The organism is Rhodococcus sp. 008 (genome assembly GCF_001682295.1).
Classification (GTDB): Bacteria; Actinomycetota; Actinomycetes; order Mycobacteriales; family Mycobacteriaceae; genus Rhodococcus_F; species Rhodococcus_F qingshengii.
The window spans coordinates 6,341,492-6,366,561 of record NZ_CP012749.1; the positions used below are offsets into that span (position 1 = coordinate 6,341,492).

Annotated in this window: 20 protein-coding genes; 4 read left to right on the forward strand and 16 right to left on the reverse strand. The window is 63.7% G+C overall.

What is annotated here, in order from left to right; translation table 11 throughout:
* Positions 1 to 7 precede the first annotated feature (7 nt).
* Entirely contained in the window at positions 8 to 529 is a 522-nt protein-coding gene (locus AOT96_RS29295; protein WP_081305478.1) for a VOC family protein, read from the reverse strand.
* A gap of 50 nt (positions 530 to 579) precedes the next feature.
* On the opposite strand from AOT96_RS29295, the gene AOT96_RS29300 reads away from it, so the two are divergent.
* Positions 580 to 1,437 (forward strand): NAD-dependent protein deacetylase, encoded by an 858-nt coding sequence (locus AOT96_RS29300; protein ID WP_042450219.1) that lies wholly within the window; start codon positions 580 to 582, stop codon positions 1,435 to 1,437.
* Here the strand turns inward: AOT96_RS29300 and proB are convergent.
* The 9 genes from proB to AOT96_RS29345 form a co-directional block, all read right to left on the reverse strand.
* The gene (proB, locus tag AOT96_RS29305) at positions 1,410 to 2,513 is read right to left on the reverse strand and encodes a glutamate 5-kinase (protein WP_003944552.1); all 1,104 of its coding nucleotides are present in this window, start codon (positions 2,511 to 2,513) and stop codon (positions 1,410 to 1,412) included. The two genes, AOT96_RS29300 and proB, sit on opposite strands and share 28 nt — an antisense overlap.
* 44 nt (positions 2,514 to 2,557) lie before the next feature.
* Positions 2,558 to 4,009: a GTPase ObgE gene (gene obgE / locus AOT96_RS29310; protein WP_003944579.1), complete on the reverse strand. Its 1,452-nt coding sequence runs from the start codon at positions 4,007 to 4,009 to the stop codon at positions 2,558 to 2,560.
* Positions 4,010 to 4,239: 230 nt separating this feature from the next.
* Complete coding sequence (gene rpmA, locus AOT96_RS29315) at positions 4,240 to 4,509, reverse strand: 50S ribosomal protein L27 (protein WP_003944532.1); 270 nt, start codon at positions 4,507 to 4,509, stop codon at positions 4,240 to 4,242.
* 42 nt (positions 4,510 to 4,551) lie between these two features.
* Complete coding sequence (gene rplU / locus AOT96_RS29320) at positions 4,552 to 4,863, reverse strand: 50S ribosomal protein L21 (RefSeq protein WP_003944533.1); 312 nt, start codon at positions 4,861 to 4,863, stop codon at positions 4,552 to 4,554.
* Positions 4,864 to 5,182: 319 nt separating this feature from the next.
* Complete coding sequence (locus AOT96_RS29325) at positions 5,183 to 8,428, reverse strand: translation initiation factor IF-2 N-terminal domain-containing protein (protein WP_065352682.1); 3,246 nt, start codon at positions 8,426 to 8,428, stop codon at positions 5,183 to 5,185.
* 448 nt (positions 8,429 to 8,876) lie between these two features.
* A complete protein-coding gene (gene ndk, locus AOT96_RS29330; RefSeq protein ID WP_003944527.1) occupies positions 8,877 to 9,296 on the reverse strand; it encodes a nucleoside-diphosphate kinase in 420 nt (139 codons plus the stop codon).
* 18 nt (positions 9,297 to 9,314) lie between these two features.
* Positions 9,315 to 9,755, reverse strand: a complete 441-nt coding sequence (locus tag AOT96_RS29335) for a DUF4233 domain-containing protein (RefSeq protein ID WP_003944448.1) — start codon at positions 9,753 to 9,755, stop codon at positions 9,315 to 9,317.
* Positions 9,752 to 11,191 carry a bifunctional tetrahydrofolate synthase/dihydrofolate synthase gene (gene folC / locus AOT96_RS29340; RefSeq protein ID WP_065352683.1) on the reverse strand — a complete coding sequence of 480 codons (1,440 nt, stop codon included), beginning with the start codon at positions 11,189 to 11,191 and terminating at the stop codon, positions 9,752 to 9,754. The genes AOT96_RS29335 and folC overlap by 4 nt, the downstream gene beginning before the upstream one ends.
* The gene (locus tag AOT96_RS29345) at positions 11,188 to 13,869 is read right to left on the reverse strand and encodes a valine--tRNA ligase (RefSeq protein ID WP_064074827.1); all 2,682 of its coding nucleotides are present in this window, start codon (positions 13,867 to 13,869) and stop codon (positions 11,188 to 11,190) included. The genes folC and AOT96_RS29345 overlap by 4 nt, the downstream gene beginning before the upstream one ends.
* Positions 13,870 to 14,041: 172 nt before the next feature.
* Between AOT96_RS29345 and AOT96_RS29350 the strand changes: the two genes are divergently transcribed.
* Entirely contained in the window at positions 14,042 to 14,743 is a 702-nt protein-coding gene (locus tag AOT96_RS29350) for a hypothetical protein (protein ID WP_019749074.1), read from the forward strand.
* Positions 14,744 to 14,814: 71 nt separating this feature from the next.
* Here AOT96_RS29350 and AOT96_RS29355 read toward each other — a convergent pair whose 3' ends face one another.
* The 3 genes from AOT96_RS29355 to AOT96_RS29365 all read right to left on the reverse strand — a co-directional run bounded on the left by AOT96_RS29355 (position 14,815) and on the right by AOT96_RS29365 (position 18,546).
* Positions 14,815 to 16,848, reverse strand: a complete 2,034-nt coding sequence (locus AOT96_RS29355) for a S9 family peptidase (RefSeq protein WP_030536637.1) — start codon at positions 16,846 to 16,848, stop codon at positions 14,815 to 14,817.
* A gap of 12 nt (positions 16,849 to 16,860) precedes the next feature.
* Positions 16,861 to 17,475, reverse strand: coding sequence for a GNAT family N-acetyltransferase (locus tag AOT96_RS29360; RefSeq protein WP_030536638.1), 615 nt, complete (start codon positions 17,473 to 17,475; stop codon positions 16,861 to 16,863).
* 63 nt (positions 17,476 to 17,538) lie between these two features.
* Positions 17,539 to 18,546, reverse strand: coding sequence for an iron-siderophore ABC transporter substrate-binding protein (locus tag AOT96_RS29365; RefSeq protein WP_030536639.1), 1,008 nt, complete (start codon positions 18,544 to 18,546; stop codon positions 17,539 to 17,541).
* A gap of 121 nt (positions 18,547 to 18,667) precedes the next feature.
* On the opposite strand from AOT96_RS29365, the gene AOT96_RS29370 reads away from it, so the two are divergent.
* Both AOT96_RS29370 and fdhD read left to right on the forward strand, forming a co-directional pair.
* Positions 18,668 to 20,977, forward strand: a complete 2,310-nt coding sequence (locus tag AOT96_RS29370; RefSeq protein ID WP_197523622.1) for an FdhF/YdeP family oxidoreductase — start codon at positions 18,668 to 18,670, stop codon at positions 20,975 to 20,977.
* Between the two features lies 1 nt (position 20,978).
* Positions 20,979 to 21,848: a formate dehydrogenase accessory sulfurtransferase FdhD gene (gene fdhD, locus AOT96_RS29375; RefSeq protein ID WP_003944453.1), complete on the forward strand. Its 870-nt coding sequence runs from the start codon at positions 20,979 to 20,981 to the stop codon at positions 21,846 to 21,848.
* On the opposite strand, the gene AOT96_RS29380 is transcribed toward fdhD, so the two are convergent.
* Genes AOT96_RS29380 through aroQ form a run of 3 tightly spaced genes read right to left on the reverse strand, consistent with a single transcriptional unit; the run spans position 21,799 to position 25,036 of the window.
* The gene (locus AOT96_RS29380) at positions 21,799 to 23,712 is read right to left on the reverse strand and encodes a sugar phosphate isomerase/epimerase and 4-hydroxyphenylpyruvate domain-containing protein (RefSeq protein WP_065352685.1); all 1,914 of its coding nucleotides are present in this window, start codon (positions 23,710 to 23,712) and stop codon (positions 21,799 to 21,801) included. The genes fdhD and AOT96_RS29380 overlap by 50 nt on opposite strands.
* Positions 23,709 to 24,587: a shikimate dehydrogenase gene (locus AOT96_RS29385; protein WP_065352686.1), complete on the reverse strand. Its 879-nt coding sequence runs from the start codon at positions 24,585 to 24,587 to the stop codon at positions 23,709 to 23,711. Before AOT96_RS29385 ends, AOT96_RS29380 begins: the two co-directional genes overlap by 4 nt.
* Positions 24,587 to 25,036 (reverse strand): type II 3-dehydroquinate dehydratase, encoded by a 450-nt coding sequence (gene aroQ, locus AOT96_RS29390; RefSeq protein WP_065352687.1) that lies wholly within the window; start codon positions 25,034 to 25,036, stop codon positions 24,587 to 24,589. The genes AOT96_RS29385 and aroQ overlap by 1 nt, the downstream gene beginning before the upstream one ends.
* Positions 25,037 to 25,070: the final 34 nt, after the last annotated feature.

The following is a 25,070-nucleotide window of genomic DNA, read 5'->3' on the forward strand; positions in this document are numbered from 1 at the left end:
CCACAAATTACTGTGACGACTGCGTCTCCGGAAAGAAAAGCGCCCGCGCCCGGCGAGCGACCTCTTCGGCAGGTACATCCTCGACCTTCGTGCATACTGCCCACCTGTGGCCGAACGGATCGAGAAACACTCCATGCCGGTCGCCCGAAAATGTATCGGCCACAGCCGTGACCAGCGTGCCTCCCTCGGCGACTGCCCGAGCGACAAACTCGTCCGTGTCCTCGGTGTAGACGACGATCGACGAATGCACCCAGCCGTCCTGCGGTGATTTGAGACCGAAGTCCGGCATCTCCTGCGAAAGCTGCAGCATCGAATCGCCGATCCGGATCTCCGCATGCATGAGGGAGCCGTCAGGTGCGTTCATCGCATCGACTATCTCAGCTCCAAGTGCTCGTTTGTAGTAGTCGAGTGCGGCATGGCCGTCCGGCACCGCAAGGTAGGGAGTGATCGTGCGGTAACCAGCAGGGATCGGGTTCACTGTGTTCATGTGTACGAGTATTGGCGATCGCACACGTGTTCTATTGAACATTTCGGACTTCCTCCGCGCCTCCGTCTCGCACACGCGCCTATCCTGGAACGGTGCCTACCGACAACAGCCGCCTCGACGCCCTCCCCGAGCTCCTGGCCGGCCGTCGCCTGGCAGTTCTGACAGGCGCCGGCATCTCGACAGACTCCGGAATCCCGGACTACCGCGGCCCTGATTCGCCACCGCGCAATCCGATGACGTTCCAGCAGTTCATCGGCGATCCGGCGTTTCGGCGGCACTACTGGGCGCGCAACCACATCGGCTGGCGATACATGGACAGCTCCCGCCCCAACCAGGGCCACCGGGCCGTCGCGGCACTGGAACGAACAGGGCGAGCCGTCGGCGTGATCACCCAGAACGTCGACCTCCTGCACACCAAGGCCGGCGCGCGAAACGTCATCGACCTCCACGGCACCTACGCGCAGGTTCGATGCCTGAGCTGCCAGCGGCTGATCTCCCGTACCACTCTCGCGGAGAGACTGGAAGAAGCCAATCCTGGATTCGCCGAAACAGTCGCTGCTGCAACAGGAGTCGAAATCGCACCCGACGCAGATGCCGTGATCGAATCCACCGCACACTTTCGCGTCGTGGATTGCGCCGTGTGCGGTGGCTTACTCAAACCGGACATCGTCTACTTCGGCGAATCCGTCCCCAAGGAACGCGTCGCCCGTGCGTACAGCCTCGTCGACCAATCCGACGCACTGTTGGTAGCCGGGTCGTCGTTGACCGTGATGTCCGGCCTACGTTTCGTCCGGCATGCCGCCAAGACCGGGAAGCCGATCGCCATCGTCAATCGAGGCACGACTCGCGGCGACGAATTCGCCGACCTCAAGCTCGAAGTCGGTTGCGCTGAAGCACTTTCCGCCCTCGTCGAGCACGAAAGCTACAGCGCCACCAAGTCGTCCGCGTGAACCACAGGACGCTGCATGTCGGCCGGTAGATCGGTGGTGGAGCGCCCCAGGATCTCCTCGATCTCCGCAGCGTCGAACGCAACGACACCCCGGGCGACGGGCTTCTCCCCCGGCCCCATCAGGGACACGACGTCGCCGGCGTGGAAGTCACCGGATACACCGACGATGCCAGCGGACAGCAGGCTTCGACGCTTGGACACGACCGCGCGGACGGCGCCTTCGTCGAGGTGGAGGTCACCCGATGTGTCAGCGGCGTGACGAACCCAGAATCGGCGGGCCGACAATCGCGTCGGCCGGGGCGCAAATGCCGTTCCGACATCGGCACCACTGAGTGCCTGCGCAGCGTCCGATGCTGCCGCGAGCAGAACCGGCACGCCGGAATCAGCGGCCAGGCGTGCTGCTGAGAGCTTCGACGCCATGCCTCCGGTACCGAGGGCGCCACCCGAACCGGCAACCACACCGTCGAGATCCTCGGGACTGTTGACCTCGGGAATCAGTGTGGCATCGCCCTTTCGGGGATCCCCGTCGTACAGTCCGTCCACATCCGACAACAGGATCAACGCGTCGGCGCCGACCAGATGAGCAACCAGTGCAGCCAGCCGATCGTTGTCACCGAATCGAAGTTCGGTGGTGGCAACGGTGTCGTTCTCGTTCACGATCGCCACCGCGTGCAATGCCCGTAGACGATCGAGTGTCCGTTGGGCGTTGCGGTGCTGCGTCCGTCGAGCGATGTCGTCAGCCGTGAGTAGAACCTGCCCGACGGTACGCCCGTAACGGGCGAACGACGTACCCCAGGCGTGAGCCAGAGCCAACTGACCGACGCTGGCCGCAGCCTGCTTGGTCGCGAGATCCCGCGGTCGCTTGGTCAGTCCCAGCGGCGCCAGTCCGGCGCCGACGGCACCGGACGAGACAACGACGACATCGGAACCCGCACGCATGCGAGCCTCGATGGCATCGGCCAACAGATCGAGTCGGTGAGTATCGAGTCCCGCCACCAGACTGGTGAGCGCAGACGACCCGATCTTCACGACGATACTGTGAGCCGACGCTATCGACTCCCTGGTGGACCCGAGCACAGTCCCGTTCCCTCTCTTCGGTTTTCGTCCTGAAATCGCGTGGGTCAGGCGTCTTCGTCGAGCAAGCCGCGGCGGACACGACGCGCGTGCTTGCGCTCGTCGGCGCCGATGCGCTCCACCTGATCGAGACGCGGGTCGGTTCCACGGCCCGTGCGGGTCAGATCGATACCGGCCGGCGTCATCGGCTCCCACTCGAAGCTGACGTCACCGATGGTGACGGAAGCTCCTGGCTGAGCGCCCTTCTTGACCAATGCGTCCTCGACGCCCAATCGAGCAAGACGGTCGGCGAGGTAACCAACGGCCTCGTCGTTGTCGAAGGCGGTCTGACGAATCCACCGCTCCGGGCGGGTGCCTCGGACGACGAACCCACCGGGAATATCGGGATCCTTCTCGATGGTGAAGCTGGAATCCTTGACCTTGACCGGGCGAATGACCTGGCGCTTCGGCTCGGGCTTCGGATGAGCTTCGCGGTAGTCGCGGACCATCTTCGCCAGCGCGAATGTCAACGGTCGCAATCCTTCTCGGCTCACCGCTGAGATGGTAAAGACCGGCCATCCGCGAGCTTCGATCTCAGGCGTGACCATTTCGGCCAATTCGGCGGCCTCGGGAACGTCGGTCTTGTTGAGGATGACGACGCGCGGGCGCTTGTCGAGGTCACCGAGTCCCGAGTCGCCGGAGAGCGCGGGCGTGTACGCGGCCAGCTCTGCTTCCAGGGCGTCGATGTCGGATATCGGGTCACGTCCCGGATCGAGGGTGGCGCAGTCGATCACGTGCGCCAATACGGCGCAGCGTTCGATGTGGCGCAGGAAGTCCAGGCCCAAACCGCGGCCTTCGCTTGCACCGGGGATCAGCCCGGGCACGTCGGCGACGGTGAAGGTGGTGTCACCGCTCGAGACGACGCCGAGGTTGGGGACCAGAGTGGTGAAGGGGTAGTCGGCGATCTTCGGCTTGGCCGCAGAGAGAACGGACACCAGCGAAGACTTACCGGCAGAGGGAAATCCGAGCAGACCGACGTCGGCTACCGACTTGAGTTCGAGAACCAGGTCACGCTCGACACCGTCCTCACCGAGGAGTGCGAAACCGGGAGCCTTGCGGGCTTTCGACGCCAGCGCTGCGTTGCCGAGTCCGCCGCGGCCGCCCTGAGCGGCGTCGAAGCGCGAACCGACTCCCACGAGGTCGGCAAGCACGTTGCCGTCGGTATCGAGAACCACAGTTCCATCCGGAACCTTGAGGATGAGGTCTTCACCGTTTGCACCCTCGCGGTTGCTGCCGGCGCCCTGCTTGCCGTTGGTCGCCTTCGCGTTGGGATGGAAGTGAAAGTCGAGGAGGGTGTGGATGTTCTCGTCGACCACGAGGATGACGTCGCCACCGCGACCTCCGTTGGCACCGTCCGGACCGCCGAGCGGTTTGAACTTCTCGCGGTGTACGGAGGCGCAACCATTGCCGCCTTTTCCAGCGCTGACGTGCAGCACAACACGGTCAATGAATCGGGACATGACTGCCGGATCCTTCCTCAGTCAATTGCGGGTCTCACGCGATGAGCTGAACTTCTGGTGAGCAGGGTTGCTCGGGGCAAAACGGGTACTGCTAAACAAACGATAGGGGCGGACCGGGTTATTTCAACCCTGGTCCGCCCCTATCGGGAGCTTGGAACGCGTCACTCTCTTACCGAAAGCAGAACCGGCTTACCGAAGTAGAACCGATGACGCACAACTAGCGAGAAAGACTAGACCTCAGCCGCAACGACGGCCGGAACGATGTTCACGGTCTTGCGTCCACGCTTCTGGCCGAACTCGACTGCACCGGCAGCGAGAGCGAACAGGGTGTCGTCGCCGCCACGGCCGACGTTGACGCCGGGGTGGAAGTGCGTGCCGCGCTGGCGAACCAGGATTTCGCCTGCGCTGACCGACTGGCCGCCGAAGCGCTTCACGCCGAGGCGCTGGGCGTTTGAATCGCGACCGTTACGGGAGCTGGATGCACCCTTCTTATGTGCCATGCTATTGACCCTCCTCGGGTGAAATTAGCTAGAAAGAACTGGTTACTTGATGCCCGTGACCTTGAGCACCGTGATCGGCTGCCTGTGGCCCTGACGCTTGTGGTAACCGGTCTTGTTCTTGAACTTGTGGATGCGGATCTTCGGGCCCTTGGTGTGCTCGACGATCTCACTGGTGACTGCGACCTTGGCCAGCTTGGCCGCGTCGGTGGTCAGGTCAGATCCGTCGACCACGAGAACGGGAGCAAGCGAGACAGCAGTGCCGGGCTCACCCTCGATCTTCTCGACCTTGACGAGGTCACCAACAGCGACCTTGTACTGCTTTCCGCCGGTCTTGACGATCGCGTACGTTGCCATCGGAGGGCTACCCCTTGCTTCTTCGAACTTGCTCGCGCTGCTGCCTGAGGCTTCAAATGCATCGCGACTGGTCTGGTTTATGTCACCTCGGCTCGGCACTGACGTACCGGGACATTCACGCGCACTCTAGGCACACGGAATCTCTACCGCCGGGTGGCGACCCTCCAAGGTTACGGGAAAGCAACCGTCAGGGTCAAACCGCCCCGCCGAGGGGTGGTGCTTACTACTCTGTACTGCTTCTACCAGCTGAAACTTCGGATAGCGGTTGGATGTCCTCGCTCATCGCGAAGTCATCCAACCGACCGAAAGCCAGTAGTTCTTACTCTCCGTCTACCGGAGGACCTGCGGGCCGTGCTGCTGCACGCCTGCGACGGGGTCTCTTGACGACGACAACTTCTTCCTCGGCCGGAACTTCGGTGGCCGGAGCCGGAACGTTTTCCGCGACCGCGTCCACCACGGGTTCCGGAGTCGGAATCACGAAGACCGTGCCCACCTCGGGAGCTGCCTCGGCAACCGGTGCCGACGCTGCCCGCGACGCCCGGCGACTACGCCGACGACCGCGCGGAGCTGCTTCGGTCGAAGCTGCGGCCGACTCGTTGTCCACTGCGGATACTTCTTCCGCAGCAGAGTCCACAACAGGAACGTCATGGTGCTCAGCAGCAGCAGGAGTATCGATCGGCCGATCTTGTTGCCGATCGGCACTTTTGGATGCATCGTCCCCCGAAGACACACCGGCGGAATCAGACTCGGTCGAGTCGGCCGCGACGGTCTCGTCGTCGTCGTGGTGATGCGAGGCCATCGCCAATGCCACCGGATGAGCCCGCTTGACCGTCGCGTCGACGGCCGGAACCTCCGGCGCCGGAGCTTCCTGTCTGTTGGACTCGGTCGAAGCCGACTTGTCTCCGCGGCCACGCTTGTTCTTGCGCGAGGTACCGGAATCACTGCGCTGCGAGCCCGAACGCGATCCTCCGTCGTCCGAGGACTTCACCTCGACGGGCTCGGAATGGACGATGATGCCGCGGCCGTGGCAGTGCTCACAGGTGGTCGAGAAGGCCTCGACCAATCCGGTGCCCAACTTCTTGCGCGTCATCTGCACGAGCCCGAGTGACGTGACCTCCGACACCTGATGGCGCGTGCGATCGCGACCCAGGCATTCGGTGAGCCGACGCAGGACCAGGTCCCGGTTCGATTCGAGAACCATGTCGATGAAGTCGACGACGATCATTCCGCCGATGTCCCGCAGGCGCATCTGGCGAACGATCTCCTCGGCCGCTTCGAGGTTGTTACGGGTGACGGTCTCTTCGAGGTTTCCGCCGGCTCCGGTGAACTTGCCGGTGTTGACGTCGACGACGGTCATGGCCTCGGTGCGGTCGATCACCAGGGTGCCGCCGGACGGCAGCCACACCTTGCGATCGAGTGCCTTGGCCAACTGCTCGTCGATACGGCGAGCCGCGAAGACGTCGATACCGTTGTTCGGCGTGTACTTCTCGAGCCGCGGAAGCAGGTCGGGCGCAACGGAGTTGATGTAGTTCTCGACCGTCGTGTGCGCCTTCTCGCCCTCGATGACCAGCTTGGAGAAGTCCTCGTTGAACAGATCACGAATGACCTTGACCAGCATGTCAGGCTCTTCGTACAACGCCTGCGGGTTGCCGGACTTGCCGGTGTCCGCAGCCGCGGCCTGCTCCTCGATGCCGGCCCACTGAGCCTGCAGACGAGTCACGTCGCGCGCCAACTCTTCTTCGCTGACCCCCTCGGACGCCGTGCGAATGATCACGCCCGCGTCGGCGGGCACGATGTCGCGCAAGATTTCCTTGAGACGCTTGCGCTCGGTGTCCGGAAGCTTGCGGCTGATACCCGTGGACGTACCACCAGGCACGTAGACGAGGAAACGACCGGCAAGCGAAATCTGTGTCGTCAGTCGAGCACCCTTGTGGCCGACCGGATCCTTGCTGACCTGAACGAGCACCTGATCGCCAGGCTTGAGAGCCTGCTCGATCTTGCGCGAGTTGCCACCGAGACCGGCAGCCTCCCAGTTGACCTCACCGGCGTAGAGAACACCGTTGCGGCCACGTCCGATGTCGATGAACGCAGCTTCCATGCTGGGGAGCACGTTCTGGACACGTCCGAGGTACACGTTGCCGACCATCGACGCGGACGCCGAGTTGGTGACGAAGTGCTCGACCAGCACTCCGTCTTCGAGGACTGCTACCTGTGTAGTCGCATGCGGCTGACCGCTGTCTGCCCGATCGCGCACGACCATGACGCGATCGACGGCCTCACGACGCGCGAGGAACTCCGACTCGGTCAGAATCGGCGGACGACGACGACCGGCGTCACGACCGTCGCGGCGACGCTGACGCTTCGCTTCCAGACGTGTCGAACCACTGATGCCCTGGACCTCGTCCTTGACGCGGGTCTTGTTGCGCGGCTCGCGCTCGTGAACGACGGTGTTCGGCGGATCGTCCTCGGACGTCGCAGTCGCGTCGGTGGCGCCGTCGGTGCCGGTCTTGCGACGACGACGACGACGGCGACGGCGGCTCGATCCGTCGGCATCGAGATCGGAATCGTCGGCATTCTCGGAATCCGCATCAGCGGTGGACTCGGACTTATCACCGGATTCTTCGCCGGCAGCGTCGTCGGTTTGCTTCTCGACTGCCGCAGGGGCAGATTCCTGCTCCGATTCGGTAGCGGTATCCGACTCTTCGTCCGAACCCTGCTCGCCACCCTGTTCACCGCGACCACGTCCACGTCCACGGCGTCCACGACGACGGCGACGCGGCTGATCGTCGTCCTCGTCCTCGGACTCGGCGCTCTCGCCCTCGGTTTGCGGTGCGGTCACAGCCGGCTCTTCGACGGCAGGAACTGCAACCGGCGCTGCCTCGGGAACGACGGTTTCGGCTTCCGCGGTTGTCTGCTTCTCTTCGACGACCGCCGGTGCAGCAGGCTCGCGGCGTGCGCGACGGCGACGCGGAGCTACCTCGGCGGCTTCGAGATCCGGCTGCAGGAACAGCGGGACCTGCGGCGCGGCGGGAGCCACCTCGGGCTGATGGGTCTGCGGTGCCTCGAAGGAAGTGAACAGATCGGACTGCTCGGCTTCCTTGCTCTGCAGCGCAGCTGCGGCGTCGAGTCCAGCGCTGATCTCGGCGACAGCCGGATCCACTGTTTCTTCTGCTGCAGGTTCTTCGACGACGACCTTTTTGCGAGTGCGACGAGCCCTGACAGGCTTCTCGGCCGGAGCCTCTGCAACAGGAGCCTCCACGGGAGCTTCTGCAGCAGGCTCGTCGGCAACCGGCGCCTCGACAACCGGGTCGATGAGGGTGTCGAGCTCGGCGACGACGGGCTCGATGGCCTCGGCCGCGGAAGTCAACGAGGCATGAATCCGCTGAGCGACGTCACGGTGGAGACTCGACTGCGCGCTGCGCAATTCGGTACCGAGCGCTGCGGCTTCGGCAAGGACCTGCTTGCTGGTGACGCCGAGCAGCTTCGCCAGCGCGTGTACGCGCATCTTGTCGGGAAATTCCGGGGTGGTGCTGGAATCTGATTCGGTTGGGGATTGATCGGCCACGTAAGTCTCCTCAGCCCCCGGGCGCGTCCAACCCAGAAGTCGAGTTGTCACGCGGCCACGCGGGAGCGTGCTGTGTGTACTCGCACTCAGAAGTGAGTACGAGATTGTAAGGTCTCGCTCCGCATGGTCCGCAATGCCCGTTATTCACTGCGAGCACATGAAGTGCCTGGCTGGATGGCCGTTGTCCTGGGCGCGAGCGCCTGATCATCCAGCGTGCAGAGGTCCAGGGATTTCCTGTTGACCTGGAGCAGCGATGAAAGGGCATCGAACCTAGGTGTCATCCGGTTGAACGTGCGTAAAACAAATTGCGGTTCAACTGAAAGCAGTATCCCACACCAACGCGCCTGCAACTGCAAAGGGCGCACCGATGTGGGATACGTGCCGAGAATTCGCTGTGGAGATGTGGGCCGAAGGCCCGTTCATGTGGGCCAGAGGCCTGATCGGAGATTCAGATGGACGACAGCGCGGGGAACCACAGAGCGATTTCACGCTCTGCCGACTCCACGGAGTCGCTGCCGTGAACGAGGTTCTGCTGCGCTTCGAGTCCGAAGTCGCCGCGGATCGTACCCGGAAGAGCCTTGTCGACCGGGTCGGTTCCGCCGGCCAACTGACGGAAAGCAGCGATGGCTCGGGGGCCTTCGAGCACTGCGGCCACCAGCGGACCGGAGGTGATGAACTCCAACAAGCTCGGGTAGAACGGACGCTCGGCGTGTTCTGCGTAGTGGCTACCAGCCACCTCTTCGGAAGCTACGCGGAGGTCGAGTGCTGCAATTGTCAGGCCTTTGCGCTCGATACGGCTGAGGATTTCTCCTACGTATCCACGGGCAACGGCGTCGGGCTTGATCAGTACGAGGGTGCGCTCAGTCACAGCGGACAGCCTAAATGGTCAGTCCCGCTGACCGGGAAGCAGGCCCTTGTCCATCCGGCGCTTGATGTCTCTCTGCAGGTAGACGAGGTATCCCCAGACGATCCCGAAGGTGATCGCCACACCGGCGATCGACGGGTGGACGAAGAAACCGAACAGAAGGATCACCTGCAGCGCGACGTTGAACCCCATCGCCCACGGCTTGCCCTGGATGCCCGCACCCAGAATCATCAGTACCGCCAACCCGATGATGAATCCCGCGGAGGCCGCGGTGAGGCCTCCGCCGACGACCGCGACAACCGGCAAAGCCAGCAGCACGACGATCGCCTCGAGGATCAGGGTTCCGGCCATCACTCCGCGGAAGCTTTTCCACGGGTCCTTGGTCGGCGGCCCGAATTCGCCGGCAGTGTCTCCGGGCTCGTGGTCTCCGGACTCGGGATTGGCATCTGACGGGGTACTCATGCGGGGTCCTTTCCGAACAGCGTGCGGGCGGCGCCTGCGGTCACGACGGATCCCGTCACCACCACACCCGCCCCTGATACGGCCTCACCGGGTTCGGCGACCTGCTCGGCGATTTCGATCGCGACTTCCAAGGCGTCGGCAAGCACCGGCGCAACGACGACGCGCTCGTCGCCGAACTTCGCGACGGCGATGTTCGCCAGTTCTTCGACGTCCATCGCCCGGGGTGACCCGTTGTGGGTGACGACGATCTCGTCGAAGACGGATTCGAATGCAGTCAAGATGGCGTCGACGTCCTTGTCCGCCATGACGCTGACCACTCCCACGAGCTTGCGGAAGTCGAACTCGGCGGCCAGTGCGGCCGCGAGAGCGCGAGCACCGTCTGGATTGTGGGCGGCGTCGAGAAAGACCGTCGGCGCACTCCGAACACGTTCGAGGCGACCGGGATTGACGACCGAGGCGAACCCGTTGCGGATTGCATCCTGATCCAGTTGTCGATCCGGACCGGCACCGAAGAACGCTTCTACGGCAGCGAGCGCGAGCGCGGCGTTGCGCGCCTGATGCTCACCGTGAAGGGGGAGGAAGATGTCGGTGTACACACCGCTCAAGCCTTGAAGTTCGAGCTGCTGTCCGCCCACCGCGATCTGGCGAGCAAGCACCTTGAACTCCGAGCCTTCACGAGCGACCGCGGCCTCCACCTCGACAGCACGCCGCAGCAATACCTCCATGACTTCGGGAGTCTGCTCGGCGATGATCGCGACGGTGTCCACCGGAACCAGGTCCTCGCGGCCCTTCTTGATGATCCCGGCCTTCTCCTCCGCGATCCCGGCCAGGTCGGTGCCCAAGTACTCGGCGTGATCGAGGCTGATCGGGGTGATCACCGCAACCTGCCCGTCGATCACGTTGGTGGCGTCCCAGCGTCCGCCGAGGCCGACCTCGACCACGGCGACGTCGACCGGCGCCTCCGCGAAGGCCGCATAGGCCATGGCGGTGAGCACTTCGAACTTGCTCATCGCCGGTCCCCCGGCTTCCTCCGACTGTGCGTCGATCATCTGCACGTACGGCTCGATCTCGCGGAACGTGTCCACGTAGAGCCGCGGCGAGATCGGATGACCGTCGATGCTGATCCGCTCGGTCGCGATCTGCAGATGAGGGCTGGTGGTTCGCCCGGTGCGACGATGCAGAGCAGTCATCAACGAATCGATCATGCGCGTCACCGACGTCTTACCGTTGGTTCCCGTGACGTGCACCGACGGATAGTTGCGCTGAGGCGAGCCCAGGACATCCATGAGCGCCTCGATACGAGTCAGTGACGGCTCGATCTTGGTCTCGGGCCAACGCTTGTCGAGTTCTGCTTCCACCAGCGCCAGTTCGGCGATGTCGACCGGAGTCGGAACCGAACTCTGAGCGTCGAATTGGGACGGCTCGTACGAACTCACTTGTCGGCCAACTCCTTCAGACGTCCCGTGATGCGCTCGATCTCTTCGACGGCGATCTGGCGACGTGTCTTGATCTTGTCGACGACGGCGTCGGGCGCCTTCGCCAGGAAGGCCTCGTTCGCCAGCTTGTTGTCAGCGGTGACGAGCTCCTTCTGCGCTGCCGCGAGGTCCTTTTCGAGCCGCTTCTTCTCCGCGCCGAGGTCGATGGTGCCCGAGGTGTCGATGTCGACAGTGACGGTGCCCTGGCTCAGGCGCACCTCGACGGAGATCGACGCGGTGAATCCCTCTTCGGGTTCGGTCAGCTTGGCCAGCGCCGCCACGTAGGCGAACTGGCCGTCCATGCCGGCCTCCGAGAGCCCGGACGCACGAGCCGGGACCTTCTGGGAAGGCTTGAGTCCCTGATCGTTTCGGAATCGTCGCACCTCGGTGATCAGCTTCTGCGTGTCTTCGATCCTGGTTGCGGCCTGGGCGTCGACTGCCTCACCGGACAACACGGGCCATTCGGCGACGACCACGGACTCGCCGCCGGTGAGCACCTTCCACAGGGTTTCGGTCACGAACGGAATGACCGGGTGCAGGAGGCGGAGCAGTGCATCGAGAACGTTGCCGAGCACGGCGCGGGTGTTCGCGGCGACGGCCTCGTCGGCGGCGAACTGCACCTTGGCGAGTTCGAGGTACCAGTCACAGACCTCGTCCCACGCGAAGTGGAACAGGCCTTCGCACGCCTTGCTGAACTCGTAGCGATCGAATGCGGCGTCCGCCTCGGCCTGGACCGTGTCGAGACGGTCGAGGATCCAACGATCGGCGTCGGTCAGTTCGCTTCGAGCGGGCAGCGGCGCGGGAGCAGCGCCGTTCATCAGAGCGAACTTGGTCGCGTTGAACAACTTGGTCGCGAAGTTGCGCGAGGACTGCGCCGAATCCTCACCGACGGACAGGTCGCTGCCCGGGTTGGCGCCGCGTGCAAGTGTGAATCGCAGGGCGTCGGCGCCGAAACGATCGACCCAGTCGAGTGGGTCGATACCGTTGCCGCGAGACTTCGACATCTTCTTGCCGTACTGATCGCGGACCAGTCCGTGCAGGAACACGTCCTTGAACGGCATCTGCGCGCCGGACTTACCCGGACCGGCGGTGATCGACTCGTCCTCGGACACGTAAGTGCCGAACATCATCATGCGGGCGACCCAGAAGAACAGGATGTCGTAGCCGGTGACGAGAACACTGGTGGGATAGAACTTTTCGAGTTCGGGCGTGTTGTCCGGCCAGCCCATCGTCGAGAAGGGCCACAGTCCGGAGGAGAACCAGGTATCGAGGACGTCGGGATCCTGGACCCAGCCTTCCGGCGCCGTTTCGTCAGGACCGAAGCACGCAACTTCACCCTCGGGGCCGTACCAGACCGGAATGCGGTGACCCCACCAGAGTTGACGGGAAATGCACCAGTCATGCATGTTGTCGACCCAGTCGAACCAGCGTGGCTCCTGGCTCGCCGGGTGAATGACGGTGTCCCCGTTGCGAACCGCGTCACCCGCAGCCTTGGCGAGCGTCTCGACCTTGACCCACCACTGCAACGAGAGACGAGGCTCGATGGCCTCGCCACTGCGCTCGGAGTGCCCGACGCTGTGCAGGTACGGGCGCTTCTCGGCGACGACGCGTCCCTGCTCGGCGAGAGCTTCGCGAACCTTGACGCGAGCCTCGAAGCGGTCCATTCCGTCGAATTCGGTTCCGGTGTCGGCAATCTTGCCGGTCTTGTCCATGATTGTGGGCATCGGCAGGTTGTGCCGCAGGCCCATCTCGAAGTCGTTGGGATCGTGAGCCGGCGTGATCTTCACAGCGCCGGTTCCGAACTCGGGGTCGACGTAGTCGTCGGCGATGATCGGGATCTGACGCCCGGTGAACGGATGATCGAGAGTGGTGCCGATGAGGTGCTTGTAGCGCTCGTCCTCGGGATGGACCGCTACTGCGGTGTCACCGAGCATCGTCTCGACGCGAGTGGTCGCGACGATGACGTGCGGCTCGTTGTCGTCGAGCGAGCCGTAGCGCAGGGAAACCAGCTCACCCTCGACGTCCTCGAACTTCACCTCGATGTCGGAGATCGCGGTCTGCAGCACCGGCGACCAGTTCACGAGACGCTCGGCGCGGTAGATCAGGCCCTCGTCGAACATGCGCTTGAAGACGGTCTGGACGGCGCGGGAGAGGCCCTCGTCCATCGTGAAACGATCACGACTCCAGTCGACGCCGTCACCGATGCGCCGCATCTGGCCACCGATGGTTCCACCGGATTCGCGCTTCCAGTCCCAGACCTTGTCGATGAACAGCTCGCGGCCGAAATCTTCCTTGGTCTTTCCGTCGGCAGCGAGTTGCTTCTCGACGACGGACTGCGTGGCGATACCGGCGTGGTCCATGCCTGGCAGCCACAGCACCTCGTAGCCCTGCATCCGCTTGCGACGGCTGAGCACGTCCATGAGGGTGTGATCCAGGGCATGGCCCATGTGCAGGCTGCCGGTGACGTTCGGGGGCGGCAGCACGATGGAGTAGCCGGGCTTGTCGCTGGTCGCGTCGGCCTGGAAGTACCCGGCGTCTACCCAGCCTTGATACAGATCGGCCTCTACCGCGCTGGGGTCCCAGCTCTTGGGTAGGGCGTCGGCGGGGGTCTGGGGGTTCTCTGGAGCTGCACTGGTCACCACTTGATCCTAATGACTCCCCCGTCGTGAACGAATTCGCCCGTCGGCCGCCGCGGCGCACACGAACGACTGCCCCGCGGTCCGGGGTCAGCCGAACAAACGATATTCACCGATCCGCTCGGCTGACAGGATCGCTCTGAAGGACGACCGACCAACTACCCGTGGAGCAAATATGTTGAACAACTGGAGTTCTCGCCGTCCCGGCGTTCGAACCTTGGCGGCGGCCGCGACGATCGGAGCGGCGGTTGCCCTCGTGCTTCCGGCGACTGCGTCCGCTGCCCCCGGCATCGAAGAAAGTGTGCAAGGAAGCATCGACAGTGGCAGCGCCACGATCAACGGAAGCGTCGGCGATATCGGGAACGACATCGCAAACGGCATCGCCAGCGGCAGCGTGGGTGACATCGTCGGCGGGATCGCCACCGGGAACCTCAACGACGTCCTCGGCGGCCTGAACGCCGGCTCGACCAGCGCGACGGACATCGTCAACGGCCTGGCCAGTGGCAACGTCAGGGACATTCTCAGTGGCCTGGCCAGCGGCAGCGGCGGCGGCGGATCGTTTGCGCCCACGCAGCGCTGCGACGCCTCGACCGTCTCGGGCGGCGCAGGAATCACCAGCACCAAGCACGAACTCGGCCGCGGTGGCCCGACCTCGTTCGTGCTCGGCTACGAGACCGAAAACGTCCCGGACCTGATCGAGGTGTACTACGAAGGTCGGTTGATCCACAGCACCGGATACATCGGCGACAACATCAACGAGGGAACTGGTTCAGCTGTCGTCAACGTGCCCGCCGGTGGGGCGTCGTCCGTTCTGGTTCGCGTCACGGGCCCTGACCACACCGAGTGGTCGTACACCGTTCGTTGCCCCGGCGCCTGATTCCGGTCCGGATCCACGCGAAGACGCTCGTGCCTCGTTCGGTGTTTCATCCGAACGAGGCACGCGCGGGTTCAGCCCAGAATCTCCGGTAGCGCGACATCTTCGCCGAGAACGTGCTCGGAGAGGAACGCGGTGACCACCTCGTACCAGATCTTGGTGTGCTGCGGCTTGAGCACCCAATGATTCTCGTCGGGGAAGTAGAGGAAGCGATGGTCCGTTTTCCCGTCGTCGTCGGCGGGCAGACCTGACTCGGCAAGCAGTTCGTACCAGAGTCGCAAGCCCTCACCGATCGGAACCCGGTAGTCCTTGTCGCCATGGATGACCAGCATCGGAGTCGTGATGTCCGCGACGTACAGATGCGGCGAATTCTCGACGGCCATCTCAGGCGACATCTCGCGCTGCCAGTACCAGGCAGCGTCCGTCGTCGGGCCGAATTGATCGAGTGCCCACAGACTCGCGTGGGTGACGATGGCGTCGAAACGGTTGGTATGTCCGGCAATCCAGTTGGCCATGTAACCACCGAACGAACCACCCATCGCGCCGGTTCGCTTGGGGTCGATCTCGGGCTGGGCGACAGCAGCATCGGTGATCGCCATCAGATCGGTGAAGGGCGCCTTGCCCCACTGACCCCACCCCCGCTGGACGAAGTCCTGGCCGTATCCGGTCGAGAGCGCGGGATCTGGTAGCAGTACTGCATAGCCCTTGGCGACGAGCAGCCACGGATTCCACCGCCAGGACCAGGTGTTCCACGAACCGAGTGGGCCGCCGTGGACCCAGAGAAGCAATGGCACCGGTGCATGCGGCGCGGCGCCCGTCGGCAGCGCCAACCAGCTACGCACCGTCGAACCGTCCTCGGCACGCGCGGTGATCTCGGTCAATGTTCCCGGCAGCTCCGGCAAAGTGTCGGGCCCACGAAGTGCGGTGATCTCACCTGATCGCAGATCGACCCGCACCACGTGCGGGGGCGCTTCGTACGAGGCTCGCAACGCGTAGATCGACTCACCGTCCGGCGCCACTCGAACGTCGGTGTACGCCGCGTCGTCGGCTGTCAGGCGCACTGGTTGGCCCCACAGGTCGATGGTGAAGATCGGACCGCGGCCGCCGTCGTCAGCGGTGACGACCAGCCCGGATCCGTCGGGTAGCCAGGCAAGTGAGGTAGGCCAGCGATCCCAGCCGTCGGCGACGCCGGTCACGGCACCGGATCCGAAGTCGTAGAGCTGCAGAGTCATTCGTGGTGCGGACTCCGGTGTGGTGAGTGTCTCCCGGATGAACGCGAGCTTGGTTCCGTCCGGCGAGAGCACCGGGTTGTAGACGTCCGCGTCGGCCTCGTCGACAAGCGTGACTCGGTCACCGGTCACCGTGTCGATCCGAACCAACGTCGATCGGCGGGCGGCACTCGCATCGCCGACAGTCCACGTGGTCACGACGAAGAGACCGTCGTCGGAAATCGTGGTCGACGTCTCCCGCAGCGCTGCGCCTGCCGTCGGTGTGATGTCCCGCAACTCGACGGATTCCTTCGAATCCGTCTCGGCCACAACCAGATGCGGATGATCGGGGCCCAGGTCGTGGTCCCAGTGGCGCACCGGATAACCGGTGTGCAGCATCGCCGTGACTTTCTTGTCCTTGCGCGCCGATCGCACCTGATCGTCCTGGTCGAGGCTGATCGCCGAAGCCATGACCGACGTCTGGGCCACGAACGTCGGCGCCGCCTTCGCCGCTGATACCGACGAGACACCACCGGGACGCGAGATCAGCAGCTGAGCTTCTCCGCCCGCCGCTGGTAGGCGCCAGAGTGCTGGTTGCGGATCACTCTCGCCCGGCACGGCTCGCGTGGCAGTGAAGAGCACGTCGCCGTCGAACGCGAAGGCAGCACCGGACTCGCTGGTCGAACCCCAGGTCAACCGACGCGCAGGACGCCGGCCTTCCGGGTCGATCTCCCACAACGAGGACACGTATTCGGCGCTCTTGTCGTCGAGAACGGCGCGCGCGCAGATCAGCAGCGAGCCGTCAGGTGACAACACCAGGCCGGACAACCTGGCCAGAGCGATGTAGTCGTCGAGTTCGTCGAACGGTGTGCCTGCGTGGAGCTCGGGAATCTGGGTCACCACTAGTTCGTATCACGCGCCCCGCGGTTGACGCATCATTGCGTAGATCGTCGGCCCGCCGCCTGGCATGACGATGTCACGGGTCACTTCGAAACCGAAGCGGTTGTAGTACGGGATGTTCGATTCCTTGCTGCTCTCGAGGTAAGCGTCGACATGTTCACGGTCACAACGCTCCAACCGAGAGTTCAGCAGCGCTTTGCCGTATCCCCCACCGCGCGCCGCGCTGCCGGTCCCGACGGTCGCGAGATACCAGTGCGGCGAATTCGGGTGTGCTCCTTCGAGAACGGAGCTGACCTCGGCCGCGTGTCGAAGCCCCCTGCCGAAGACACGCACCATTGCGGGCAGGCTCACGAGCCCGGAAATCCACGACTGCTTCCACCGCCCCGGCGGATCCCACAGAGTTGCCCCGCCGATCAGGCCGTTGTCGTCGGTGGCCACCTCGACGCCGCCCCCGGCGAGGTGGTGGTAACGAGCTTCTGCGGCAAACAGTTTCGTCAGGCGATCAGCCCTGGTGGCCTCGTCCGGCAACATCCACGCCATCAAGGGATCATCTTCGAACGCCTCGGCCAACACTGCCGACAGTGCCGGAATATCGGATCGGACAGCCGGCCGTACGTGTACACCCATGAGGCGAGAGTACCGCCGACTGTCCGAATCACTGGACTTTGAACAGCGCTGTCCTTGAACCGATCAGACGAGCAAGCCCGCAATCCGCGGCGGAATCTGTTCGAGCGCGTACGGCAAGCTCAGTACGGTGCTCCACGTCATGGCTTCGGCAGCAGCGTCTTCCAGAATGATCGCGCGGCCGTCCTTCACGACGTCGAGTTCCTGGTAGATCGGGGTCTTGTCCAGCTCCGCGCGAAGCTTGTCGCCGTAGCCGCCACCGGCGTACCAGACGAGTACGTCGACGTCCGCGAGCGAGAGTTGCTCGGTGCTGATCTCGGCGAAGTTACCCGTGATCTGATCGGTGACAGGCGGATTCACGAATCCGAGTTCGGTGAAGAACCGCACCTTCGGGTCTTCCGGTCCGTAGACCCCGAACTGCCCCGGCCCCTTCAACGCGCCGACCAGAACGGTCTTGCCGGCAAACGCCGGATTGGCCGTCTTCACGTCGGCGAACTTCTGGTCGACGCCGGCGATCAGCTCGGTGGCCTTACCCTGCTGCCCCAACGCTTCGCCGATGATGGTCGTCTGGTTCTGCCAGGGGATTCCGTAATCCGCGAACTCCTTGGGCTGCGCCACCGTCGGCGCAATGGCACTGAGTTTGTCGTATTGCGCCTGAGTGAGCCCGGAGTAGGTGCCGACAATGAGGTCGGGTGTCGTGGCAGCGACCTTCTCCATCTGAATGGTGGTGCCCGCAGTTCCGATGATCTCGGGAGTCGCCCCGTTCAGCAGCGGCTGCGCCCAGGGCCACACTCCGTAGGGGTAATCGCCGTACCAGTCGAAGGTTCCGACCAAGGTCCCACCGAGCGCCAGGATCGCATCTTGATCGTTGTATCCGACACTGACGATCCGCTGCGGATCCTTGGGCAACTCCGTAGCCCCGAACTTGTGGGTGATCGATTCCGCAGAGTCACCGCTGGGAGGTGTGTCCTCGTCGTTCGAACTGGAGCAGGCTGCGGCGAATGCCAGCAACGCTCCCGACGTGCCGATCAGAAATCCGCGCCGGGTCAGCCGACCTGCGTCCGTTCGATCCATGTTCCTACCCCTTAAAGTCTGCTGGTTCGGTAGGTAAGGCTAGCCGATGAAAGCTTCATTCCGGCTAGTTCGACCGGTCCATTCGATGGCAGTACCGCGCCGTTCGGGCCACTATGGAGACATGACGCGCCAGGGCCCCTCGAAGGACATCGACGAATCGGATCTCGAAGTCACGCACCCCAAGGACTACGCCGCCGGAGTTCCGGCCGTTCTGGTGTCGCTGCAACGAGGAATCGAGCAGATGGGAGCCTTGCGGACCGCCCGAACGCTCACCAGACTCAACCAGCGACACGGCTTCGACTGCCCGGGGTGTGCGTGGCCGGAGACTCCCGGACATCGCAAGCCCGCCGAATTCTGCGAGAACGGAGCGAAGGCTGTTGCCGAGGAAGCAACGCTTCGCACCGTCACACCCGAATTCTTCGCGGAGCACTCGATCGCCGATCTCGAAGGCAAGACCGACTACTGGCTCGGACAGCAGGGGCGACTGACGCACCCGATGGTCCTGACGCCGGGAGCAACCCATTACCGGCCGATCGACTGGGACGGCGCGTACGCACTGATCGCCGAACATCTGAACGGCCTCGCATCGCCGGACGAAGCGGTGTTCTACACCTCCGGTCGCACGTCCAACGAAGCCGCGTTTCTCTACCAGTTGATGATTCGCAGCTACGGCACCAACAACATGCCCGACTGTTCCAACATGTGTCACGAGTCGTCCGGAAGCGCACTGACCGAATCCATCGGCATCGGCAAAGGCTCGGTGACGGTTCCCGACCTCGAGAACGCCGATCTCATTCTCATCGCCGGACAGAACCCCGGCACCAACCACCCTCGAATGCTCTCGACGCTGGAGAAGGCAAAGAGCAACGGCGCCAAGATCATTGCCATCAATCCTCTGCCCGAGGCGGGATTGCGCAGGTTCAAGGATCCACAGAAGGTGTCCGGCGTGATCGGGCACGGAGTCGACATCGCGGACGAGTTCCTGCAGATCCGGCTGGGCGGCGACATGGCGCTGTTCCAAGGCGTGGGGAAGCTGCTGCTCGAGCAGGAAGATCGCGCTCCCGGGACGGTCGTCGACCGCGCTTTCGTCGACCGGTACTGCGCCGGTTGGGACGAATACGAGAAGCACATCCGCGCGGTCGATCTCGACACGGTACTCGAGGCAACGGGTCTGTCGATGGCACAGCTCGAGGAAACGGCTGCCGCACTTGCCCGATCCGAGCGAACCGTCACCTGCTGGGCCATGGGGATCACTCAGCACACACACGGAGTCGCCACCATCGAAGAAGCAGTCAACCTGCTGCTCATGCGTGGAATGATGGGCAAACCCGGTGCCGGCGTTTGTCCGGTGCGAGGACACTCCAATGTCCAGGGTGACCGCACGATGGGCATCTGGGAAAAGATGCCGGAAGAGTTCCTGGCCGCGCTCGATACCGAGTTCTCGATCTCGAGTCCCCGCAAGCACGGATGGGACACCGTCGACGCGATCCGCGCCATGAACGCAGGCAAGGCAAGCTTCTTCATGGCGATGGGCGGCAACTTCATCCAGGCAAGCCCGGACACCGCAGCGACTGAAACAGCGTTGCGTCAATGCGAACTCACCGTGCAGGTGTCCACCAAGCTGAACCGCAGTCACGTGGTCCACGGGCAGACCGCGATCATCCTCCCCACCCTCGGACGCACCGACCTCGACGTCCAAGCCGGCGGAAAGCAGCTTGTCTCCGTGGAGGATTCGATGTCCATGGTGCACCTGTCGCGCGGACGCCTCACACCGGTCAGCCCCTACCTGCGTAGCGAAGTCGCCATCATCTGCCAACTCGCCCGCGAACTACTCGGCAACGATCACTCCGTCCGCTGGTCGGCCTTCGAGGGCAACTACGATCTGATCCGCGATTCCATCTCACGGGTAGTGCCAGGCTGCGAAAACTACAACTCCCGCGTTCGAGAGCCAGACGGATTCCAACTCCCCCACCCGCCGCGTGACTCGCGTGAGTTCCGCACGCACACCGGCAAAGCCAACTTCGGCGTGAACGACCTGCACTGGATACCCACTCCGAGTGGGCGCCTGATTCTGCAGACGATGCGCAGCCACGACCAGTACAACACCACGATCTACGGCCTCGACGACAGATACCGCGGCATCAAGGGCGGACGCAAAGTCATCCTCGTCAACGCCGAAGACATCACCGCGCTCGGATTCCGTGACGGCGATCTCGTCGACATCGTGTCCGAGTGGACAACACCCGACGGCACACTCGAAGAGCGTCGGGTCACGGAATTCCGCATCGTCTCCTACGACACCCCGCGCGGCAATGCTGCGGCGTACTACCCCGAGACAAATCCGCTCGTTCCCCTCGAACACGTTGCAGCCAAGTCGAACACGCCGGTGTCGAAGGCCGTCACCGTTCGACTCGAAGCATCGGGCGCCTGAGATGGGACGAGTCACCGCACGAACACCGGTCGTTCGAATCTCGGGTGATCGGGTCGTCACGCGCCCCGACACGCTGGCCGTCGAGGAACCACTCGAAATGAGAGTTGGCGGTCAGGTGCTGGCAGTGACGATGCGGACCCCCGGCAACGACGTCGATCTCGTGCACGGATTCCTTCTCAGCGAAGGTGTCATCGCCACCCGCGACGACGTGAGCGTCGTCCGCTACTGCGACGGCGTCGACGAATCCGGTGCGAACACGTACAACGTCCTCGACATCGCTCTCGCTCCCGGAGTGCCGTTGCCCGACCACACCACCGACCGCAACACCGTCGTCAGTTCCGCGTGCGGAGTGTGCGGCAAGACCTCGCTCGACGCCGTCCGAACCACGACGCGACATCCGCTGGTCGGTGACACGACTTCCGTCACCTCGACCATCCTGTCGGCCATGCCGGTCACACTGCGGGAGAGCCAACGGATCTTCGAGCGCACCGGTGGCCTGCACGCGGCCGGATTGTTCACCGCCACCGGCGAACTCCTGGCACTGCGCGAGGATGTCGGCCGTCACAACGCCGTCGACAAGGTGATCGGTTGGGCCATCACCGACGGCCGAGTGCCCCTCTACGACACGATCTTGATCGTCAGCGGTCGGGCGTCGTTCGAACTCGTCCAGAAGGCCGTCATGGCCGGCATTCCGATCCTCGGTGCTGTCTCCGCGCCGTCGTCGCTGGCCGTGGAACTAGCGCAGGAGTCCGGGCTGACTCTCGCCGGTTTCATCCGCGGCGATTCGATGAACGTCTACTCGCACCCGCACCGAGTCGAGGTCACGTCGAACTCGCACGCAACTGAGCCGACAGTCGCACAGCGGAGTTGACTTCCCCGTAGCCCTCGTATCCACCCACCCGCTGCACGACCTCGAAGAACAGGTCTCCCCCGACGGTCGGGGTGAACAGGTGGAAGAACTCGCCGTGAGCGTCCGCGTCGTAAAGAATTCCGGTGCTGCGCATCCGGTCGAGCAGTTCCGGATTCAGTCCGAAACGCGCGTCCAGATCGTCGTAGTAGTTCGGGGAAATGGGTAGCGGAGCAAATCCCCAGTCCTGCATGGACGCAGCGGCACCGAAGATGTTCTCACACGCGAAGGCGACGTGGCTGACGCCGCCGCGACGGACCGTCGGCAGCCCACTTCGACTTCCCTCCACCATGTTCAGCGAGATGCGCAGGGTATGTCCGTCACCGCCTTGAACGAGCGTGAGCGCCTGGCTTCGCATGAGGCCGACAGAATCGGTGACGTCCTGCCCCTCGTGTGGTTGCATCTCGAACACGGACCGCAGGAGCAGCATGATGCCGTCCCAACTCTCGGCCGGAACCGCCAGTGCCACGTGGTCGATCCCGGTGAACACTGCGCCCTGTTCACGATTGCGCTCGGCGGGCAGCGGGTAGATCTCGAATGCCGATTCCCACGCTGCAGCGCTGCCGGGGCCACGAAGGTCGATCGATGTCGCATCGGTGACCTTCAGGCGTACGACGTCCGGTACCTCGGAGTTCTCGTCGCTCGACCCCGGCAACTGCACGCGCGTCGCCGGCACTTCGAGAGCCAGAGCGCGCTCTCCCCACACCTCGGGTTCGGTTGCCCGGATGCCGATCTGAGTGAGAACCGGTAGATCCGCAGGCAGCCCGGGCGCCGTCCACACCGTGCCCGCAGTCGCATCCACGGCAACGGTGAGCGGTCCGTGCCGCCACAACTGCAAATCGTGATCGTGGTGCCGTCCGACAAGATGAAAACCGACGCGGGAGAGCATCGAGTGCACCTGGTCCTGTTTCGCCGGACCCGCCGCGATTCGCAGAGACACGATTCCTTCGAGCGGCGTGCGCTCCGGGGCGGTGAACAGCGTGGGTCCACCGGCGGCAGGGTTCGCGGCGGCGACCTGTTCTTCCAGATGCAGGAGCGAACGATGAGCGTCGATTGCCGTCCGCTGGGTGTCCGCGCGGCGGAATACGTCGTTGAAGATCTCGAGCGACCACGGTCCGGCGTAACCGGTGGCGTAGACATGCTGAGCGAACGCACTGAGATCGAAGCTGCCCTGCCCCGGGAAGTTTCGGTGATGCCGGCTCCACTGGAGGATGTCCATCGCCAAGAACGGAGCGTCCGCCAACTGGAGGAAGAAGATCTTCTCGCCGGGAATCTCGCGAATTCCGGCGGGATCGTCACCGCGCGAGAGGATGTGAAAGCTGTCCAGACAGGTACCGAGCGAAGGATGGTCGACGCCCTCGACGATCTGCCACGCATGGCCGTACGTGTTGACGTGGGCACCCCACGCGAGCGCCTCATAGGCAACCTTCTTGCCGTGCTCGGACGCCAGTTCGGCGAGAGCTCCGAATTGCTCTGTCAACTGACCGTCATCGTGACTTGCGGTCGGCAGGGGCGAGGAGCACACCAGGAGCGTCTCGCACCCCAGTTGATCCATGAGCTCGAATTTGCGTTGCACTCGAACAAGATTCCGAGCAAATTGGGCCTCGTCCACCGTGTCGAAGTCACGGAACGGCTGATACAGATCGAGGGTCAAGCCCAGATCCGCAGCCCTCGTTCGTAATTCCTTCGGGGACCACGGCGAAGCAACAAAATCCGGCTCGAACACCTCGAAGCCGTCGAAGCCGGCAGCAGCGATGGCGTCGAGCTTCTCCTCGAGAGTGCCACTGAGCGATACCGTCGCGATCGACGTCCGGACCGGGGCACTCACAGCGCTGCCGCAGTCTGTTCGCCGTGTACAAGTTCCGTCATGTGCGCGAGCATCCGCCTACTGTCGGGCTCGATGCCCGTGAAGATCCGGAACGCGTCGACGGCCTGGAAGACAGTCATTCCGCCTCCGCTGAGCGTCGGGGCTCCGATCAACCTTGCCTGACGCAACAGTTCGGTTTCGAGTGGACGGTAGACGATTTCGGCCACCCACAGATCAGGGCGAAGCAGATCTGGCGAGAACGCCATTCCGGGATGAGCCGCCATTCCCATCGGCGTCGCGTGGATCAATCCGTTTGCCTTGCCGAGCACTTCGGCGAGGTCGCTCGTATGCCGCGCCTCGACAACCTGCGCCGGAAACTGCTGCGCGAAGGTTTGTGCAAGTTCCTGCGCGCGAGGCAGGCTCGAATCGACCAACGTCAGTGTCCCGACGCCACGGGTGAGCGCGGCATAGGCAACCGCCGCACCGGCTCCGCCGGCACCGAGTTGCACGACACGATCGAGCTGTGCTCCGGGAAGTCCGTCGTCGAAATTTCGGCCGAAGCCCGACCAATCGGTGTTGTGTCCGATCGCCTTGCCGGAGTCGAAGAGGACCGTGTTCACCGCGCCGAGCCGGCTCGCATCGGGCGAGAGCTCGTCGAGGTGCTCGATCACCAACTGCTTGCACGGGTGAGTGATGTTGAGGCCGCGGAACCCGAAACGTCGTGCATAGGTGAGAAGTTCACCGATGTCCGACGGCGCCATGCCCATCACGTCGAGATCGAGGATGCGGTAGACGTACGGAAGACCCTGCCTGCGCCCTTCTTCCTCGTGCATGATCGGAGTCAAAGAGGCTCCGATTCCGGTGCCGATCAGACCGCAGAGCATCGAATCGCTCATCAGTTCTTCCCTTCTCGGATGCAGACGAATTCGACTGCGGCGCTGTATCCGTCGATTCCCAATCCACAGATGACGGCGTCGGCGATCCCGGAGACATACGAGTGGTGACGGAATTCTTCGCGACTGTGGATGTTGCTGATGTGCACCTCCACGACGGGGGCATCGAGTGTGACCAGAGCGTCACGCAACGCAACGGAGGTATGCGAGTACCCACCGGGATTGATGACGATGCCCGCAACGTTTCCCCTGGCCTCGTGAATCCAATCGATCAGTTGGCCCTCGTGGTTCGACTGCCTTGCCTCGACCATCGCCCCGAACTTCTCGGCCGCCGCTACACAGCGGGAAACTACGTCGTCCAGCGTGTCTCTCCCGTAGAACTCCGGTTGGCGCTGGCCCAACAAATTCAAGTTGGGCCCGTTGAGGACCAGGACCGGTAGAGATGAAGTCATCAGGGGCACCTCGGGGTTGACGCTCGAAACTAAT

Coding starts and splice junctions, on each gene's coding strand:
- AOT96_RS29295 (WP_081305478.1), bottom strand. CDS start 529: ATGTTCAATAGAACACGTGTGCGATCGCCAATACTCGTACACATGAAC.
- obgE (WP_003944579.1), bottom strand. CDS start 4,009: ATGTCCCGATTCATTGACCGTGTTGTGCTGCACGTCAGCGCTGGAAAA.
- rpmA (WP_003944532.1), bottom strand. CDS start 4,509: ATGGCACATAAGAAGGGTGCATCCAGCTCCCGTAACGGTCGCGATTCA.
- rplU (WP_003944533.1), bottom strand. CDS start 4,863: ATGGCAACGTACGCGATCGTCAAGACCGGCGGAAAGCAGTACAAGGTC.
- AOT96_RS29335 (WP_003944448.1), bottom strand. CDS start 9,755: ATGAGTACCCCGTCAGATGCCAATCCCGAGTCCGGAGACCACGAGCCC.
- AOT96_RS29350 (WP_019749074.1), top strand. CDS start 14,042: ATGTTGAACAACTGGAGTTCTCGCCGTCCCGGCGTTCGAACCTTGGCG.
- AOT96_RS29360 (WP_030536638.1), bottom strand. CDS start 17,475: ATGGGTGTACACGTACGGCCGGCTGTCCGATCCGATATTCCGGCACTG.
- AOT96_RS29365 (WP_030536639.1), bottom strand. CDS start 18,546: ATGGATCGAACGGACGCAGGTCGGCTGACCCGGCGCGGATTTCTGATC.
- AOT96_RS29370 (WP_197523622.1), top strand. CDS start 18,668: ATGACGCGCCAGGGCCCCTCGAAGGACATCGACGAATCGGATCTCGAA.
- fdhD (WP_003944453.1), top strand. CDS start 20,979: ATGGGACGAGTCACCGCACGAACACCGGTCGTTCGAATCTCGGGTGAT.
- AOT96_RS29385 (WP_065352686.1), bottom strand. CDS start 24,587: ATGAGCGATTCGATGCTCTGCGGTCTGATCGGCACCGGAATCGGAGCC.
- aroQ (WP_065352687.1), bottom strand. CDS start 25,036: ATGACTTCATCTCTACCGGTCCTGGTCCTCAACGGGCCCAACTTGAAT.